Origin of the sequence: Saccharopolyspora elongata, from assembly GCF_004348985.1 — a bacterium.
Lineage (GTDB): Bacteria > Actinomycetota > Actinomycetes > Mycobacteriales > Pseudonocardiaceae > Saccharopolyspora > Saccharopolyspora elongata.
Genome location: NZ_SMKW01000069.1, coordinates 17,357 through 33,383, shown reverse-complemented (window position 1 = coordinate 33,383; position 16,027 = coordinate 17,357). Strand labels below are relative to the sequence as shown.

Annotated in this window: 26 protein-coding genes; all 26 read left to right on the top strand. The window is 66.7% G+C overall.

Annotated features, from left to right (window positions below):
* The first annotated feature begins 20 nt into the window (after positions 1–20).
* The 26 genes from E1288_RS47410 to rplO all read left to right on the top strand — a co-directional run bounded on the left by E1288_RS47410 (position 21) and on the right by rplO (position 15,750).
* Positions 21–275, top strand: coding sequence for a hypothetical protein (locus E1288_RS47410; protein WP_165968423.1), 255 nt, complete (start codon positions 21–23; stop codon positions 273–275).
* A 483-nt stretch (positions 276–758) separates the two neighbouring features.
* Positions 759–1,133, top strand: coding sequence for a 30S ribosomal protein S12 (gene rpsL, locus E1288_RS35355; protein WP_009948619.1), 375 nt, complete (start codon positions 759–761; stop codon positions 1,131–1,133).
* Positions 1,133–1,603, top strand: coding sequence for a 30S ribosomal protein S7 (gene rpsG / locus E1288_RS35350; RefSeq protein ID WP_010315434.1), 471 nt, complete (start codon positions 1,133–1,135; stop codon positions 1,601–1,603). Before rpsL ends, rpsG begins: the two co-directional genes overlap by 1 nt.
* A 77-nt stretch (positions 1,604–1,680) precedes the next feature.
* Positions 1,681–3,783, top strand: a complete 2,103-nt coding sequence (gene fusA / locus E1288_RS35345) for an elongation factor G (RefSeq protein WP_132493040.1) — start codon at positions 1,681–1,683, stop codon at positions 3,781–3,783.
* Positions 3,784–4,004: 221 nt separating this feature from the next.
* Positions 4,005–5,198: an elongation factor Tu gene (gene tuf, locus E1288_RS35340; RefSeq protein ID WP_093265650.1), complete on the top strand. Its 1,194-nt coding sequence runs from the start codon at positions 4,005–4,007 to the stop codon at positions 5,196–5,198.
* Between the two features lie 643 nt (positions 5,199–5,841).
* Complete coding sequence (gene rpsJ / locus E1288_RS35335) at positions 5,842–6,147, top strand: 30S ribosomal protein S10 (protein WP_009948626.1); 306 nt, start codon at positions 5,842–5,844, stop codon at positions 6,145–6,147.
* A 35-nt stretch (positions 6,148–6,182) separates the two neighbouring features.
* Positions 6,183–6,833: a 50S ribosomal protein L3 gene (gene rplC / locus E1288_RS35330; protein WP_132493039.1), complete on the top strand. Its 651-nt coding sequence runs from the start codon at positions 6,183–6,185 to the stop codon at positions 6,831–6,833.
* The gene (gene rplD / locus E1288_RS35325) at positions 6,833–7,516 is read left to right on the top strand and encodes a 50S ribosomal protein L4 (protein ID WP_132493038.1); all 684 of its coding nucleotides are present in this window, start codon (positions 6,833–6,835) and stop codon (positions 7,514–7,516) included. The genes rplC and rplD overlap by 1 nt, the downstream gene beginning before the upstream one ends.
* Positions 7,513–7,812 (top strand): 50S ribosomal protein L23, encoded by a 300-nt coding sequence (gene rplW, locus E1288_RS35320; protein ID WP_132493037.1) that lies wholly within the window; start codon positions 7,513–7,515, stop codon positions 7,810–7,812. Before rplD ends, rplW begins: the two co-directional genes overlap by 4 nt.
* A 32-nt stretch (positions 7,813–7,844) precedes the next feature.
* Positions 7,845–8,678 (top strand): 50S ribosomal protein L2, encoded by an 834-nt coding sequence (gene rplB, locus E1288_RS35315; RefSeq protein WP_093265644.1) that lies wholly within the window; start codon positions 7,845–7,847, stop codon positions 8,676–8,678.
* 18 nt (positions 8,679–8,696) lie between these two features.
* On the top strand, positions 8,697–8,978 hold the full coding sequence (gene rpsS, locus E1288_RS35310) for a 30S ribosomal protein S19 (protein WP_093265642.1): 282 nt from the start codon (positions 8,697–8,699) through the stop codon (positions 8,976–8,978).
* Between the two features lie 43 nt (positions 8,979–9,021).
* Entirely contained in the window at positions 9,022–9,438 is a 417-nt protein-coding gene (gene rplV, locus E1288_RS35305; RefSeq protein ID WP_093265641.1) for a 50S ribosomal protein L22, read from the top strand.
* Positions 9,438–10,277: a 30S ribosomal protein S3 gene (rpsC, locus tag E1288_RS35300; RefSeq protein WP_132493036.1), complete on the top strand. Its 840-nt coding sequence runs from the start codon at positions 9,438–9,440 to the stop codon at positions 10,275–10,277. Before rplV ends, rpsC begins: the two co-directional genes overlap by 1 nt.
* 3 nt (positions 10,278–10,280) lie before the next feature.
* Positions 10,281–10,700 (top strand): 50S ribosomal protein L16, encoded by a 420-nt coding sequence (rplP, locus tag E1288_RS35295; protein WP_132493035.1) that lies wholly within the window; start codon positions 10,281–10,283, stop codon positions 10,698–10,700.
* Entirely contained in the window at positions 10,700–10,942 is a 243-nt protein-coding gene (rpmC, locus tag E1288_RS35290; RefSeq protein WP_093265636.1) for a 50S ribosomal protein L29, read from the top strand. Before rplP ends, rpmC begins: the two co-directional genes overlap by 1 nt.
* Positions 10,939–11,214 (top strand): 30S ribosomal protein S17, encoded by a 276-nt coding sequence (gene rpsQ / locus E1288_RS35285; RefSeq protein WP_132493034.1) that lies wholly within the window; start codon positions 10,939–10,941, stop codon positions 11,212–11,214. The genes rpmC and rpsQ overlap by 4 nt, the downstream gene beginning before the upstream one ends.
* 149 nt (positions 11,215–11,363) lie before the next feature.
* Positions 11,364–11,732, top strand: coding sequence for a 50S ribosomal protein L14 (rplN, locus tag E1288_RS35280; RefSeq protein WP_010315405.1), 369 nt, complete (start codon positions 11,364–11,366; stop codon positions 11,730–11,732).
* Positions 11,733–11,808: 76 nt separating this feature from the next.
* On the top strand, positions 11,809–12,123 hold the full coding sequence (gene rplX / locus E1288_RS35275) for a 50S ribosomal protein L24 (RefSeq protein ID WP_132493033.1): 315 nt from the start codon (positions 11,809–11,811) through the stop codon (positions 12,121–12,123).
* 2 nt (positions 12,124–12,125) lie between these two features.
* Complete coding sequence (rplE, locus tag E1288_RS35270; protein WP_132493032.1) at positions 12,126–12,689, top strand: 50S ribosomal protein L5; 564 nt, start codon at positions 12,126–12,128, stop codon at positions 12,687–12,689.
* A gap of 3 nt (positions 12,690–12,692) precedes the next feature.
* A complete protein-coding gene (locus tag E1288_RS35265) occupies positions 12,693–12,878 on the top strand; it encodes a type Z 30S ribosomal protein S14 (protein ID WP_010315398.1) in 186 nt (61 codons plus the stop codon).
* 227 nt (positions 12,879–13,105) lie between these two features.
* Positions 13,106–13,504, top strand: coding sequence for a 30S ribosomal protein S8 (rpsH, locus tag E1288_RS35260; protein ID WP_010315396.1), 399 nt, complete (start codon positions 13,106–13,108; stop codon positions 13,502–13,504).
* 16 nt (positions 13,505–13,520) lie between these two features.
* Positions 13,521–14,060: a 50S ribosomal protein L6 gene (gene rplF, locus E1288_RS35255; protein WP_093265631.1), complete on the top strand. Its 540-nt coding sequence runs from the start codon at positions 13,521–13,523 to the stop codon at positions 14,058–14,060.
* A 2-nt stretch (positions 14,061–14,062) separates the two neighbouring features.
* Entirely contained in the window at positions 14,063–14,464 is a 402-nt protein-coding gene (gene rplR / locus E1288_RS35250; protein ID WP_235884041.1) for a 50S ribosomal protein L18, read from the top strand.
* Positions 14,465–14,499: 35 nt separating this feature from the next.
* Positions 14,500–15,111 (top strand): 30S ribosomal protein S5, encoded by a 612-nt coding sequence (gene rpsE / locus E1288_RS35245; RefSeq protein WP_132493030.1) that lies wholly within the window; start codon positions 14,500–14,502, stop codon positions 15,109–15,111.
* 5 nt (positions 15,112–15,116) lie between these two features.
* Entirely contained in the window at positions 15,117–15,299 is a 183-nt protein-coding gene (gene rpmD / locus E1288_RS35240) for a 50S ribosomal protein L30 (RefSeq protein ID WP_132493029.1), read from the top strand.
* Position 15,300: 1 nt separating this feature from the next.
* The gene (gene rplO, locus E1288_RS35235; RefSeq protein ID WP_132493028.1) at positions 15,301–15,750 is read left to right on the top strand and encodes a 50S ribosomal protein L15; all 450 of its coding nucleotides are present in this window, start codon (positions 15,301–15,303) and stop codon (positions 15,748–15,750) included.
* The last annotated feature ends 277 nt before the right edge of the window (positions 15,751–16,027 follow it).

Here is a 16,027-nt window from a genome sequence, read left to right as displayed (position 1 = left end):
GCCGGCCCCGGGGCGGCGTCATGAGTCCGGCGCGCGGAGTCAACCGGTACCTCGACTACTACGGCGATCCGCGGCCCATCCCGGACCTGGTCGGCCGGACGCCGCTGGAGGCGCTCGCGGTGGCCAACGCCGTCGGCGTGGAGGTCGTCGTCGGCGGCCCGGACGGCGACCCGCGCCCGCTGCGCCGGGACCACGGCCGCATCCAGCGCCAGCACCCGGCGGCCGGGCGGCCGATCGGGCAGGCCAGCTGGGTCGTGGTGTGGCCTGCCGAATGACCCCGGCGGTGTGAGCGATCTCGCTCCGCGGGAGGCCCTTGTCAGCCTGGGTAGAGTGTCCGGGAGGGAAGCCGCGAGCTCGCACCCCGAGGTGGCGCCGTCGCAGTGCCGGGTGATCGAGCAGGTCAAGGGGGACCCCGTTTTGACCCTCTGAGAACGGGGCAGGTATCTTTGTTTATCGGACCCGACACCCATCGGGTCGATCCGCATGCCCGTGCATGACGTGGTCGCCAGCCGCTGGTTGAGACCGCGCCAGCGCCGAGGATGTGTGGAACTCCTCTCGACAACCCTCTGGGGTCGTTCCCATTGGGGCGCATCGGCGCCGAAAGGCCGAGGAGCGGGCGACACGCCCGACCTCGTGGTGCGGGAGGAGTCCCGAAACACAGTGCCTGACAGGTGCTCGACGCCAGGGCACGCCGAAGCTCGAACGAGCGCCGCTTGGTCGAGTACCAGAAGACGCGAACGCTGACAGAAAGCCGGTCCATGCCCACCATCCAGCAGCTGGTCCGTAAGGGCCGCCAGGACAAGGTCGCCAAGACCAAGACTGCGGCGCTCAAGGGGAGCCCGCAGCGGCGTGGCGTGTGCACCCGCGTGTACACGACCACCCCGAAGAAGCCCAACTCGGCCCTGCGCAAGGTCGCTCGTGTCAAGCTGACCAGCGGCATCGAGGTCACGGCCTACATCCCGGGTGAAGGCCACAACCTGCAGGAGCACTCGATCGTGCTCGTTCGTGGCGGCCGTGTGAAGGACCTCCCCGGCGTGCGCTACAAGATCATCCGCGGTTCCGCTGACACCCAGGGTGTGAAGAACCGCAAGCAGGCTCGCAGCCGGTACGGCGCGAAGAAGGAGAAGAGCTGATGCCCCGCAAGGGTCCGGCCCCGAAGCGGCCGCTGCACGCCGATCCCGTGTACGGCGCGCCGTTGGTCACGCAGCTGGTGAACAAGGTCCTCGTGGACGGCAAGCGCTCGCTGGCCGAGCGGATCGTTTACGCGGCGCTGGAAGGCTGCCGGGAGAAGACCGGCACCGACCCGGTCGTCACGCTCAAGCGTGCCCTCGACAACGTGAAGCCGACCCTGGAGGTCCGCAGCCGCCGCGTCGGTGGCGCGACCTACCAGGTGCCGATCGAGGTGCGCGCCGGCCGCTCCACCACCCTCGCGCTGCGCTGGCTGGTCGGTTACTCCCGGCAGCGCCGCGAGAAGACCATGGTCGAGCGCCTGATGAACGAGCTGCTGGACGCGAGCAACGGCCTCGGCGCGAGCGTCAAGAAGCGTGAAGACACGCACAAGATGGCGGAGTCCAACAAGGCCTTCGCGCACTACCGCTGGTGACGTCGGGTCGGCTCTTGCCCGCCTCGGCGCACCGATTCGACAGCTTGCACCTGCTGTAGGGAACGGGGAAGAAACTCGTGGCACGCGACGTGCTGACAGACCTGACCAAGGTCCGCAACATCGGCATCATGGCCCACATCGACGCGGGCAAGACCACCACGACCGAGCGGATCCTCTACTACACGGGGATCACGTACAAGATCGGCGAGGTGCACGACGGCGCCGCGACGATGGACTGGATGGAAGAGGAGCAGAAGCGGGGTATCACCATTACCTCGGCTGCTACCACGACCTTCTGGGGCGACACTCAGATCAACATCATCGACACCCCGGGCCACGTCGACTTCACGGTCGAGGTGGAGCGGTCGCTGCGCGTCCTGGACGGCGCGGTCGCGGTGTTCGACGGTAAGGAAGGTGTCGAACCGCAGTCCGAGCAGGTCTGGCGTCAGGCGGACAAGTACGACGTTCCGCGCATCTGCTTCGTCAACAAGATGGACAAGCTGGGTGCGGACTTCTACTTCACGGTGCGGACGATCGAGGAACGCCTCCACGCCCGGCCGCTGGTGCTGCAGCTGCCGATCGGCGCCGAGTCGGACTTCCAGGGCGTCGTCGACCTGGTCCGCATGAAGGCGCTGACCTGGCGCGGCGAGGTCAAGAAGGGCGAGGACTACGAGGTCGAGGACATCCCGGCCGACCTCGCCGAGAAGGCCGCGGAGTACCGCGAGAAGCTGGTCGAGGCCGTCGCGGAGTCCGACGAGGCCCTGATGGAGGCCTACTTCGGTGGCGAGGAGCTGACCGAGGAGCAGATCAAGGCCGGCATCCGCAAGCTGACCAACAGCCGCGAAGCCTTCCCGGTCCTGTGCGGTACCGCGTTCAAGAACAAGGGTGTCCAGCCGATGCTGGACGCGGTGGTGGACTACCTGCCGTCGCCGCTGGACGTCCCGCCGGTGCAGGGTCTGCTGCCCGACGGCGTCACCGAGGCCGAGCGCAAGCCGAGCACCGACGAGCCGTTCGCCGCGCTGGTCTCGAAGATCGCGGTGCACCCGTTCTTCGGCAAGCTGACCTACGTCCGGGTCTACTCGGGCAAGGTCGCCGCGGGCACCCAGGTCATCAACTCGACCAAGGAGCGCAAGGAGCGCATCGGGAAGATGTTCCAGATGCACTCCAACAAGGAGAACCCGGTCGACGAGATCCAGGCCGGTCACATCTACGCGGTGATCGGGCTCAAGGACACCACGACCGGTGACACCCTGTGCGACCCGGCGAACCCGATCGTGCTGGAGTCGATGACCTTCCCGGCTCCGGTCATCGAGGTGGCCATCGAGCCCAAGACGAAGGCCGACCAGGAGAAGCTGTCCACGGCGATCCAGAAGCTCGCCGAGGAAGACCCCACGTTCCAGGTCAAGCTGGACGAGGAGACCGGTCAGACCATCATCAAGGGCATGGGCGAGCTGCACCTCGAGGTGCTCGTCAACCGGATGAAGACCGACTTCAAGGTCGAGGCCAACATCGGCAAGCCGCAGGTGGCCTACCGCGAGACGATCCGCAAGTCGATCGACAAGTACGAGTACACGCACAAGAAGCAGACCGGTGGTTCCGGTCAGTTCGCGCGCGTGATCATCGGCCTGTCGCCGATCGAGCAGACGTCGGAGAGCGCGACCTACGAGTTCGAGAACAAGGTCACCGGTGGGCGCATCCCGCGCGAGTACATCCCCTCGGTGGACCAGGGCGCGCAGGACGCGATGCAGTACGGCGTGCTGGCCGGCTACCCGCTGGTCGGCGTGAAGGTGACCTTGCTCGACGGCCAGTACCACGAGGTCGACTCCTCGGAAATGGCCTTCAAGGTCGCCGGTTCGATGGCGCTGAAGGAAGCCGCCGCGAAGGCCTCCCCGGCGCTGCTCGAGCCCATGATGGCGGTCGAGGTGACCACGCCCGAGGACTACATGGGCGATGTCATCGGCGACCTGAACTCCCGCCGTGGTCAGATCCAGGCCATGGAGGAGCGCAGCGGTACCCGCGTCGTCAAGGCCCTCGTGCCGCTGTCGGAGATGTTCGGGTATGTCGGCGACCTGCGGTCGAAGACCCAGGGCCGTGCCAACTACTCGATGGTGTTCGACTCCTACGCCGAGGTTCCGGCGAACGTGGCGAAGGAGATCATCGCCAAGGCAACGGGCGAGTGACCCGGTGTCCGGTCGCGGCTGAGCCGGGACCGGGCACGAGGCAACGCCTCGCGAAGGCGACCGGGGAGCAATCCCCTCCAGTTCGGCGGCGGACGGGCCGCCACCCCGCAAGGACAGTGTTCTTCCGGGGTTGGGGGCCCACCCGTCACCTACCCGACAGGACTCCGCCTGGCACAACAAGTCGTACGGCGGAAAGTTAACAAGTCCAGGAGGACAATCCAGTGGCTAAGGCGAAGTTCGAGAGGGACAAGCCGCACGTCAACATCGGGACCATCGGTCACGTTGACCACGGCAAGACCACGCTCACCGCGGCCATCACCAAGGTTCTGCACGACAAGTACCCGGACCTGAACCCCTTCACGCCGTTCGACGAGATCGACAAGGCGCCGGAGGAGCGCGAGCGCGGTATCACCATTCAGATCGCGCACGTCGAGTACCAGACCGAGAAGCGCCACTACGCCCACGTGGACGCCCCGGGTCACGCCGACTACGTGAAGAACATGATCACCGGTGCCGCGCAGATGGACGGCGCGATCCTGGTGGTCGCGGCCACCGACGGCCCGATGCCGCAGACCCGCGAGCACGTGCTGCTGGCCCGCCAGGTCGGCGTTCCCTACATCCTGGTCGCGCTGAACAAGTCCGACATGGTCGACGACGAGGAAATCCTCGAGCTCGTCGAGATGGAGGTCCGCGAGCTGCTGTCGGCCCAGGAGTTCCCGGGTGACGACGTGCCGGTCGTCCGCGTTTCCGCGCTGAAGGCGCTGGAGGGCGACGCCGAGTGGGGCGCCAAGATCGTCGAGCTGATGGACGCCGTGGACGAGAACGTCCCGGACCCGGTTCGCGAGATCGAGAAGCCGTTCCTGATGCCGATCGAGGACGTCTTCTCCATCACCGGCCGCGGCACCGTGGTCACCGGCCGCATCGAGCGCGGTGTGGTCAAGGTGAACGAGGAGGTGGAGATGGTCGGTATCAAGGAGAAGCCGATCAAGACCACCGTCACCGGTGTCGAGATGTTCCGCAAGCTGCTCGACGAGGGCCAGGCGGGTGACAACGTGGGTCTGCTGATCCGCGGTGTCAAGCGCGAAGAGGTCGAGCGCGGCATGGTCGTCGTGAAGCCCGGCACCACCACCCCGCACACCGAGTTCGAGGCTCAGGTGTACATCCTGTCCAAGGACGAGGGTGGCCGGCACACGCCGTTCTTCAACAACTACCGTCCGCAGTTCTACTTCCGGACCACCGACGTGACCGGCGTGGTGACCCTCCCCGAGGGCACCGAGATGGTCATGCCGGGCGACAACACCGAGATGTCGGTCCAGCTGATCCAGCCCATCGCGATGGACGAGGGTCTGCGCTTCGCGATCCGCGAGGGTGGCCGCACCGTCGGCGCCGGTCGCGTCACCAAGATCAACAAGTGACGTGGCGAGGGCCCGCTCCCGTTCTTCGGGGGGCGGGCCCTCTTGCTTTTCAGGTGACAAACCTGCCGAAGTTTCGTCTTCGGGCGGCGAGGCCGCTCGGCCCCGACCGCCGGTGTCCGGGATCCCGCCACGGGACCGCCCGGGCGAGGTGAGCCCGGCAACAGTTCTCCCGTAATGCCACCCCCGGTTTGGGCTGGATAAACGGGTGTGTCATCCTGTATGGGTTGCTCGTTCAGGGCGGCCGGGTTTTGAACTGATCGAAATCGAGAAGGTTCGAAGCAACGGCCGCTTTGCTGCGAGGGCCTCGCGCCCTTGTTCTGGTTCACCGGCTGTTCTCAGGCGGTGCTGGTGTCGCCGGTTCGCCGGTGGCGGGCCGAACAGGGCACAAGAAGGTGTACGGGCCGCAAGGCCCACCCCATCGGCGACGTTCGAGGGGACCGGTATGCGGTAGCCGGGCGACACGCCCGACCGCGTGTACCGGGCACCAGATACCTGAACAGGGGCGGACTGAGAGCTGTGGCGCCTCCCGGCATCGGGATGACGCAAGGCTGAGGCCGCGTGGGGCACCACCGCCCGCGAGGGTGCGGTGCACCCGCACCCAAGACGAAACCGCGGCACGAGACTAGAGGAACGGCAAGCCACTATGGCGGGACAGAAGATCCGCATCCGGCTCAAGGCCTACGACCACGAGGCGATCGACGCGTCCGCACGCAAGATCGTCGAGACCGTGACGCGCACCGGCGCTCGGGTCGTTGGGCCGGTGCCGCTGCCCACGGAGAAGAACGTCTACTGCGTCATCCGCTCCCCGCACAAGTACAAGGACTCGCGGGAGCACTTCGAGATGCGGACGCACAAGCGGCTCATCGACATCCTCGAACCGACGCCGAAGACGGTTGACGCGCTGATGCGCATCGACCTGCCGGCCAGCGTCGACGTGAACATCCAGTAAGCGCGGCGACGAGGTAGCTGGAGAGAACGAGACCTATGTCTGACAGGCAGATCAAGGGGATTCTGGGCACCAAGCTCGGCATGACCCAGGTCTTCGACGACCAGAACCGGATTGTCCCGGTGACCGTCGTCCAGGCCGGGCCGAACGTGGTTACCCAGATTCGGACCCCCGAAAAGGACGGCTACGCGGCCGTGCAGCTGGCGTTCGGCGCCATCGACCCGCGCAAGGTGAACAAGCCGCGCAGCGGCCACTTCGCCAAGGCCGGCGTCACCCCGCGCCGCCACGTCGTGGAGCTGCGCACCGCCGACGCCGGTGAGTACGAGCTGGGCCAGGAGCTCGGCGCGGACGTCTTCGAGGCGGGCTCGGTTGTCGACGTCGTCGGCACCAGCAAGGGCAAGGGCTTCGCGGGCACCATCAAGCGGCACGGTTTCCGCAGCCAGGGCGCCAGCCACGGTACCCAGGCCGTGCACCGCAAGCCGGGTTCCATCGGTGGCTGCGCCACCCCCGGTCGCGTGTTCAAGGGCATGCGGATGGCCGGGCGGATGGGTTCCGACCGCGTCACCACGCAGAACCTGAAGGTCCACAAGGTGGAGTCCGAGACCGGCCTGCTGCTGATCAAGGGTGCCGTCCCCGGCCCCAAGGGCGGCCTGGTCCTGGTTAAGAGTCCCGCGAAGGGTGGTGCGTGATGAGCCTGACGCTCGATGTCCGTACCCCGGACGGTAAGACCGACGGCACCGTCGAACTGCCCGCCGAGATCTTCGACGTGCAGGCCAACGTGGCGCTGATGCACCAGGTCGTGGTGGCCCAGCTGGCCGCCGCGCGCCAGGGCACGCACTCCACGAAGACGCGTGGCATGGTGTCCGGCGGCGGCAAGAAGCCGTACCGCCAGAAGGGCACCGGCAACGCCCGGCAGGGCTCCATCCGGGCCCCGCAGTTCACCGGTGGTGGCATCGTTCACGGGCCGCAGCCGCGGGACTACTCGCAGCGGACCCCGAAGAAGATGAAGGTCGCCGCCCTGCGCGGTGCCCTCTCCGACCGGGTTCGCGCCGGCCAGCTGCACGTGGTCACCGGCGTGGTCGGCGGCGAGACGCCGTCCACCAAGTCCGCCAAGACCGCGCTGCGGAACTGGACCGAGGCCAAGAAGGTTCTGATTGTGCTCAACCGCCACGAGGAGGAGAACTCCTGGCTGAGCCTGCGGAACCTGCAGAACGTGCACCTGATCGACCCGGGTCAGCTGAACACCTACGACGTGCTGAACAGCGACGACGTTGTGTTCACCAAGGCCGCGTACGAGCGCTTCGTCGCGGGCCCGGTCAAGGGCCGGTCGGTCAAGGCCGCCGCGTCTTCCGCAGAGGAGGCAGAGCAGTGAGCGCCGACCCGCGAGACATCATCCTTGCGCCGGTGATCTCCGAGAAGAGCTACGGGTTGCTCGAGCAGAGCCAGTACACCTTCCTGGTGGACCCGCGCTCGAACAAGACCGAGATCAAGATCGCGATCGAGAAGATCTTCGACGTCAAGGTCACCAGCGTCAACACGATCAACCGCAACGGCAAGCGCAAGCGTTCCCGCACCGGGTTCGGCAAGCGCAAGGACACCAAGCGGGCGATCGTCACCCTGTCGCCGGAGAGCAAGCCGATCGAGATCTTCGGCGGACCGGCCGCCTGACCGGTGCTGATTAGGACGAGGTTGCGTTAACAATGGGCATTCGCAAGTACAAGCCGACGACGCCGGGCCGTCGTGGCGCGAGCGTGTCCGACTTCGCCGAGATCACCCGGTCGGAGCCGGAGAAGTCGTTGGTGCGTCCGCTGAACAAGAAGGCGGGCCGCAACGCTCAGGGCAAGATCACCACGCGGCACAAGGGTGGCGGTCACAAGCGGGCTTACCGCGTGATCGACTTCCGCCGCAACGACAAGGACGGTGTGCCGGCCAAGGTCGCGCACATCGAGTACGACCCGAACCGCAGTGCTCGGATCGCGCTCCTGCACTACGCCGATGGCGAGAAGCGCTACATCATCGCGCCGAACAACATCAAGCAGGGCGACGCGATCGAGAGCGGTGCGCGTGCGGACATCAAGCCGGGTAACAACCTGCCGCTGCGCAACATCCCGACCGGCACCGTGATCCACGCGATCGAGCTCCGCCCCGGACAGGGCGCGAAGATCGCTCGCTCGGCCGGTGCCCGGGTGCAGCTGGTGGCCAAGGACGGCCCGTACGCCCAGCTGCGGATGCCCTCGGGCGAAATCCGCAACGTGGACGCGCGGTGCCGGGCCACCGTCGGCGAGGTCGGCAACTCCGAGCACGCCAACATCAACTGGGGCAAGGCCGGCCGCATGCGGTGGAAGGGCAAGCGCCCGACCGTCCGCGGTGTCGTCATGAACCCGGTGGACCACCCGCACGGTGGTGGTGAGGGCAAGACCTCCGGTGGTCGTCACCCGGTCAACCCGAAGGGCAAGCCGGAGGGTCGCACCCGCCGCCGCAAGCCCAGTGACAAGCTCATCGTCCGCCGTCGCCGTACCGGCAAGAAGCGCTGAGCAGGGAGGTAAGCAAACATGCCACGCAGCCTGAAGAAGGGCCCGTTCGTGGACGACCACCTGCTCAAGAAGGTGGACGTGCTTAACGAGTCGGGCAAGAAGACCGTGATCAAGACCTGGTCCCGCCGGTCGACGATCATCCCGGACATGCTGGGCCACACCTTCGCGGTGCACGACGGCCGCAAGCACATCCCGGTGTTCGTCACCGAGTCGATGGTCGGGCACAAGCTGGGCGAGTTCGCCCCGACCCGTACTTTCAAGGGCCACGTCAAGGACGACCGGAAGTCGCGCCGCCGCTGAGCCGGGGCTGTGACACGAACGAGTAAGAGCAAGGGGTAGCAGGATGACAGCCCGTTCCGACGACACTGCTGCGGAGTTCCCGCACGCAGTGGCGCGGGCCCGGTTCGTCCGCGTGTCGCCGATGAAGGCGCGCCGCGTGGTCGAGCTCATCAAGGGCCGGAGTGCCGCCGATGCCCTGGCCGTGCTCCAGTTCGCGCCGCAGACCGCCAGCGGTCCGGTGTCGAAGGTGCTCGCCAGTGCGATCGCCAACGCTGAGAACAACCTCTCCCTCGACCCCGAGACGCTGGTCGTGCGCCACGCGTACGTGGACGAGGGCCCGACGTTGAAGCGGTTCCGGCCGCGCGCGCAGGGTCGTGCGTACCGGATCCGCAAGCGGACCAGCCACATCACGGTCGAGGTCGAGTCTCGGCCGAAGGCGGCGACCAAGTCCCGAAAGAGCCAGAAGGGGAGTGCCCGGTAGTGGGTCAGAAGATCAACCCGCACGGCTTCCGACTCGGCATCACCACGGACTGGAAGTCTCGCTGGTACGCCGACAAGCAGTACTCGGAGTACGTCGCGGAGGACGTCAAGATCCGCCGGCAGCTGTCTCGCGGTATGGAGCGCGCTGGGATCTCGAAGGTTGAGATCGAGCGCACCCGCGAGCGGGTCCGCGTGGACATTCACACCGCTCGGCCGGGCATCGTCATCGGCCGCCGCGGTGCCGAGGCGGACCGCATCCGCGGTTCGCTGGAGAAGCTGACCGGCAAGCAGGTCCAGCTCAACATCCTCGAGGTCAAGAACCCCGAGGCGGACGCCCAGCTGGTCGCGCAGGGCGTGGCCGAGCAGCTGTCCAACCGCGTGTCCTTCCGGCGCGCGATGCGCAAGGCCATTCAGTCGGCCATGCGCTCGTCGCAGGTCAAGGGCATCCGGGTGCAGTGCTCGGGTCGCCTGGGCGGCGCGGAGATGTCCCGCTCGGAGTTCTACCGCGAGGGCCGGGTTCCGCTGCACACGCTGCGCGCGGACATCGACTACGGCTTCTTCGAGGCCCGCACCACCTTCGGGCGCATCGGCGTCAAGGTGTGGATCTACAAGGGCGAGCTGGTCGGTGGCCTGAAGCAGAAGCAGCAGGAGTCCGAGGTCCGTCCGCCGCGCGGCGGCGGCGACCGCGGTGACCGCGGTGGCCGTCCGGATCGCGGTGGCCGTCGCCGGGGTGCCGGTGGCGCGGACCGCGCTGCAGCTGACAAGTCCGCCAAGGCCGAGAAGGCCGCGGAGGGCGAGCAGCCGCAGGCTGCTACGGCTGAAGAGAAGACGGAGGGCTGAGACGTGCTCGTCCCACGCAGGGTGAAGTGGCGCAAGAGCCACGCCCCGAAGCGCAAGGGCATGGCCAAGGGTGGTACCCGGATCAGCTTCGGTGAGTACGGCATTCAGGCGGTCGAGCACGGCTACGTGACCAACCGTCAGATCGAGTCGGCTCGTATCGCGATCACCCGGCACGTCAAGCGTGGCGGCAAGGTGTGGATCAACATCTTCCCGGACCGCCCGCTGACCAAGAAGCCCGCCGAAACCCGTCAGGGTTCCGGTAAGGGCTCGCCGGAGGCCTGGGTCGCCAACGTCAAGCCCGGACGCATCATGTTCGAGCTGACCTTCCCGAACGAGAAGACGGCGATCGAGGCGCTGACCCGTGCGGCGCACAAGCTCCCGATGAAGTGCAAGATCGTGTCCCGCGAGGGTGGTGACTTCTGATGGCAGCGGGTGTCACCGCATCCGAGCTCCGCGAACTCAACGCCGAGGAGCTCGTGCAGCGGCTGAAGGAAGCCAAGGAGGAGCTGTTCAACCTCCGCTTCCAGATGGCCACCGGTCAGCTGAGCAACAACCGGCGGCTGCGCACGGTCCGGCAGGACATCGCCCGGATCTACACGATCATGCGTGAACGCGAACTGGGCCTGACGGTTTCCCCCGAAGGCGCTGAGGAGGGCGCGGCATGAGCGAGAAAGGACAGGGCGTGGAGCGCAACCGTCGCAAGGTGCGCGAGGGCTACGTCGTCTCGGACAAGATGGACAAGACGATCGTGGTCTCCCTCGAAGACCGCAAGAAGCACGCGCTCTACGGCAAGGTCATGCGGCAGACCAGCAAGGTCAAGGCGCACGACGAGGCCAACACGGCCGGTGTCGGCGACCGCGTGCTGCTGATGGAGACTCGTCCGCTGTCGGCCAGCAAGCGCTGGCGACTGGTCGAGATCCTCGAGAAGGCCAAGTAAACGAAGGTGTGCGGCCGGCCGGCCGCCGGGAACCATCCCAGCGGCCGGCCGTTCTCGTGCCGGAAGTTGACCGCGCGCGTCAGGTCGGAAATTTGGCGCGCCAGAGTGTGCCCGGGCCAGGTCCGGGTACTTAGGGTCAGGAGAAAGACGTGATCCAGCAGGAGTCGCGACTGCGTGTCGCCGACAACACCGGGGCCAAGGAGATCCTCACGATCCGTGTCCTCGGTGGGTCGGGTCGCCGGTACGCGGGCCTCGGGGACATCATCGTGGCGACCGTCAAGGAAGCCATCCCCGGTGCCGGTGTGAAGAAGGGCGATGTGGTTAAGGCCGTCATCGTCCGGCAGAAGAAGGAAAAGCGTCGTGCGGATGGTTCCTACATCCGTTTCGACGAGAACGCCGCGGTGCTGGTCAAGCCCGGTGGTGAGCCGCGGGGCACCCGTATCTTCGGTCCGGTCGCCCGCGAGCTGCGCGACAAGAAGTTCATGAAGATCATCTCGCTCGCGCCGGAGGTTTTGTGATGAAGATGCATGGAACACGGCGCGACACGGGGTTTGCCAACTTGACGACCGCTTTGTCCCCGGAGGTGTCGATCTGATGAAGATCAAGAAGGGCGACACGGTCGTCGTCATCTCCGGCAAGGACAAGGGCGCCAAGGGCAAGGTCATCAAGGCCATCCCGCAGGAGCAGCGCGTTCTGGTCGAGGGTGTCAACCGGATCAAGAAGCACACCAAGGTCTCGCGGACCGAGCGTGGCGCGCAGTCCGGCGGCATCGTCACCCAGGAAGCACCGATCCACGTGAGCAACGTGATGGTCGTGGACTCCGACGGCAAGCCCACCCGGGTCGGCTACCGCATCGGTGAGGACGGCAAGAAGGTTCGCATCTCTCGTCGTAACGGTAAGGACATCTGATCATGACTACCGCTGAGAAGATCGTCCCGCGGCTGAAGACCCGTTACCGCGAGGAGATCCGCCAGGCGCTGAACGAGGAGTTCGACTACTCCAACGTGATGCAGACGCCGGGCGTGGTCAAGGTCGTGGTCAACATGGGTGTTGGCGACGCCGCTCGGGACAGCAAGCTGATCGAGGGCGCGGTCCGCGACCTGTCGATCATCACCGGTCAGAAGCCGGAGATCCGCAAGGCCCGGAAGTCCATCGCGCAGTTCAAGCTCCGCGAGGGCATGCCGATCGGTGCGCGGGTCACCCTGCGCGGCGACCGGATGTGGGAGTTCCTGGACCGCCTGGTCACCATCGCGCTGCCGCGAATCCGCGACTTCCGCGGGCTGTCGCCGAAGCAGTTCGACGGCAAGGGCAACTACACGTTCGGCCTCAACGAGCAGTCGATGTTCCACGAGATCAACCCGGACAACATCGACCGCCCGCGTGGCATGGACATCACCGTCGTTACCACGGCCACCAACAATGAGGAGGGCCGGGCGCTGCTGAAGCACCTGGGCTTCCCGTTCAAGGAGAACTGAGCGATGGCCAAGAAGGCGCTGGTTATCAAGGCGGCGCGCAAGCCGAAGTTCAACGTCCGCGGCTACACCCGCTGCCAGCGCTGCGGTCGGCCGCGTGCGGTGTTCCGCAAGTTCGGCCTGTGCCGCGTGTGCTTCCGCGAGATGGCGCACGCCGGCGAGCTGCCCGGTGTGAGCAAGTCCTCCTGGTGACTGCCCGCCTGCTGGGGTGATACCGATTGCCGGTACCCTCAGCAGGCGCTACCAGGGCTGATGCCCACGCTCCGCGGCGAATGCCGTGCTTGCACGCGAATTGACAAGGGAACCGGCTGCTCGGCCGGGAAACCCCGAACTTCGTCCAGGCCAGGGCCCAGACGTCCACCTCAGGGTGGTGCGCGATCGGGGCCCATCGGAACCAGACGAGAAAGGTTGAGCAGGTCATGACGATGACCGATCCGATCGCAGACATGCTGACGCGTCTGCGCAACGGAAACTCGGCATACCACGACGAGGTCGTGATGCCGCACTCCAAGCTGAAGGCGAACATCGCCGAGATCCTCAAGCGCGAGGGCTACGTGTCCGGCTCGCGCGTCGAAGAGGGCGAGAACTGCAAGCAGCTCGTCGTCGAGCTCAAGTACGGCCCGAACCGCGAGCGGAGCATCGCGGGCCTGCGCCGGGTCTCCAAGCCCGGCCTGCGGGTCTACGCCAAGTCCACCAACCTGCCGAAGGTGCTGGGTGGCCTGGGCGTCGCAATCATCTCGACCTCCGGCGGTCTGCTGACCGACCGGCAGGCCATGAAGAAGGGCGTGGGCGGGGAAGTCCTCGCCTACGTCTGGTAAGGGAGGAGGAGCGGCAATGTCGCGCATCGGAAAGCTGCCGATCACCGTCCCCTCCGGCGTCGAGGTGACCATCGACGGCCCGGCGGTGACGGTCAAGGGCCCCAAGGGCAGCCTGCACCACCAGGTTGCCGAGCCGATCATCGTCGAGAAGGACGAGGACGGCGCGGTGCTGGTGAAGCGCCCCAACGACGAGCGGGAAAGCCGTTCGCTGCACGGGCTCACCCGCACGTTGGTGAACAACATGGTGATCGGCGTCAGCCAGGGATACCAGAAGAACCTGGAGATCCACGGCGTCGGTTACCGCGTGATGCAGAAGGGGTCGAACCTCGAGTTCGCCCTCGGCTACAGCCACCCCATCGTGATCGAACCGCCGGAAGGCATCCAGTTCGCGGTCGACGGCCCGACCAAGCTCTCGGTCAAGGGCATCGACAAGCAGCTGGTCGGCGAGATCGCGGCCAGGATTCGCAAGCTGCGCAAGCCCGACCCGTACAAGGGCAAGGGTGTCCGCTACGCAGGGGAGATCATCCGCCGCAAGGTCGGGAAGACGGGTAAGTGACCATGAGCGAGACGACAGCTACCAAGCGCAAGCCGGTGGGCAAGGACATCTCGACCAAGCGTCGGCTTGCCCGTGCCAAGCGGCACACGCGCATCCGCAAGAAGATCGTCGGCACCGCCGAGCGCCCGCGCCTCGTCGTGACCCGTTCGCTGCGCAACATCGTCGCGCAGGTCATCGACGACACCAAGGGCCACACCCTGGTCTCGGCTACCAGCCTGGAAGCCGATGTCCAGGCCTTCGAGGGCGACAAGAAGGCCAAGGCCACGAAGGTCGGCGAGCTCGTCGCCGCCCGTGCCAAGGACGCCGGCATCGACAAGGTCGTGTTCGACCGCGGCGGTAACGCCTACCACGGTCGCGTGGCCGCGCTGGCCGACGCCGCCCGTGACGGCGGACTGGAGTTCTGACAAGTGGCTAAGAACGAGAACGGAAGGGACGCCTGATGCCTGGACGCACTCGGCGTGAGGGCGGGGAGTCCGGCGGCAAGGACCGCCGGGACCGCCGCGACGGCGGCCGTGGCGGGGCGGCCCAAGAGAAGACCCCGCAGTTCGAACGCGTCGTGACCATCAACCGCGTCGCGAAGGTCGTCAAGGGTGGCCGGCGGTTCAGCTTCACCGCGCTGGTCGTCGTCGGCGACGGCGACGGCATGGTCGGTGTCGGTTACGGCAAGGCCAAGGAAGTTCCGGCGGCGATCGCCAAGGGCGTCGAGGAGGCGAAGAAGAACTTCTTCCGCGTCCCGCGCCTGGGCGGCACCATCACCCACCCGGTGCAGGGCGAGGACGCCGCGGGCGTCGTGCTGCTGCGTCCGGCCAGTGCCGGTACCGGTGTCATCGCCGGTGGCCCGGTGCGTGCGGTGCTGGAGTGCGCCGGTGTCCACGACGTGCTGAGCAAGTCGCTGGGCAGCGACAACCCGATCAACATCGTGCACGCCACGGTTGCCGCGCTGAAGATGCTGCAGCGTCCGGAGGAGGTCGCGGCTCGTCGCGGCCTGCCGCTCGAGGACGTCGCGCCAGCGTTCATCATGCGGGCCCGTGCGGCGCAGCAGGGGGCCTGATCGACATGGCACAGCTGAAGATCACCCAGGTGCGTGGTCTGGTCGGCACCAAGCAGAACCAGCGCGACACCATGCGCACCCTCGGGCTGCGCAAGATCCGTCAGTCCGTGGTGCGTCCGGATGACTCCAACGTGCGCGGCATGATCAACGCCGTCCGTCACCTGGTGACGGTCGAGGAGGTCGACTGACATGGTCATCAAACTGCACGACCTGCGTCCGGCCCCCGGCGCCAAGCGCGACAAGGTCCGCGTCGGTCGCGGTGAGGGCTCCAAGGGCAAGACCGCGGGCCGCGGTACCAAGGGCACCAAGGCTCGCAAGAACGTCTCCCCTCGCTTCGAGGGTGGGCAGATGCCGATCCACATGCGGCTCCCGAAGCTGAAGGGCTTCAAGAACCGCTTCCGCACCGAGTACCAGGGTGTGAACATCGGTCGGCTGGTCCAGGCGTTCCCGGAGGGCGGTACCGTCGGCATCGACGAGCTGATCGCCAAGGGCCTCGTCAAGAAGAACGAGCTCGTGAAGATCCTCGGCGACGGGGATCTGGAGGGCATCAAGCTGGAGGTGACCGCGCACGCGTTCACCGGCAGCGCCCAGGAGAAGATCACCGCTGCGGGTGGTTCGGTCACCAAGCTGGACCGCTGACAACGGTTAACCCAGCCGAGGGCCGGGCGACGACAAGTCGCCCGGCCCTCGGCCTTTTCCCGATCAGGTGAAGTGCACGGGGTGTGCCCGATCGGGCAACTCGGACTTGCGGGCCCTCGAATTGCGTTGCGACGCTGCCGAGTTCGCGGATTCCGGGAACACTGCCACGTGGTTTTCCCGGTTTTCGGGGAAATTGTGAATGTCTTTGTTCGCCAATGGCTGATGCCGTGATCAGCAGTGAGGCTTCGGTCGCCGTCCGTGGCCGCGTTCGGGCCTG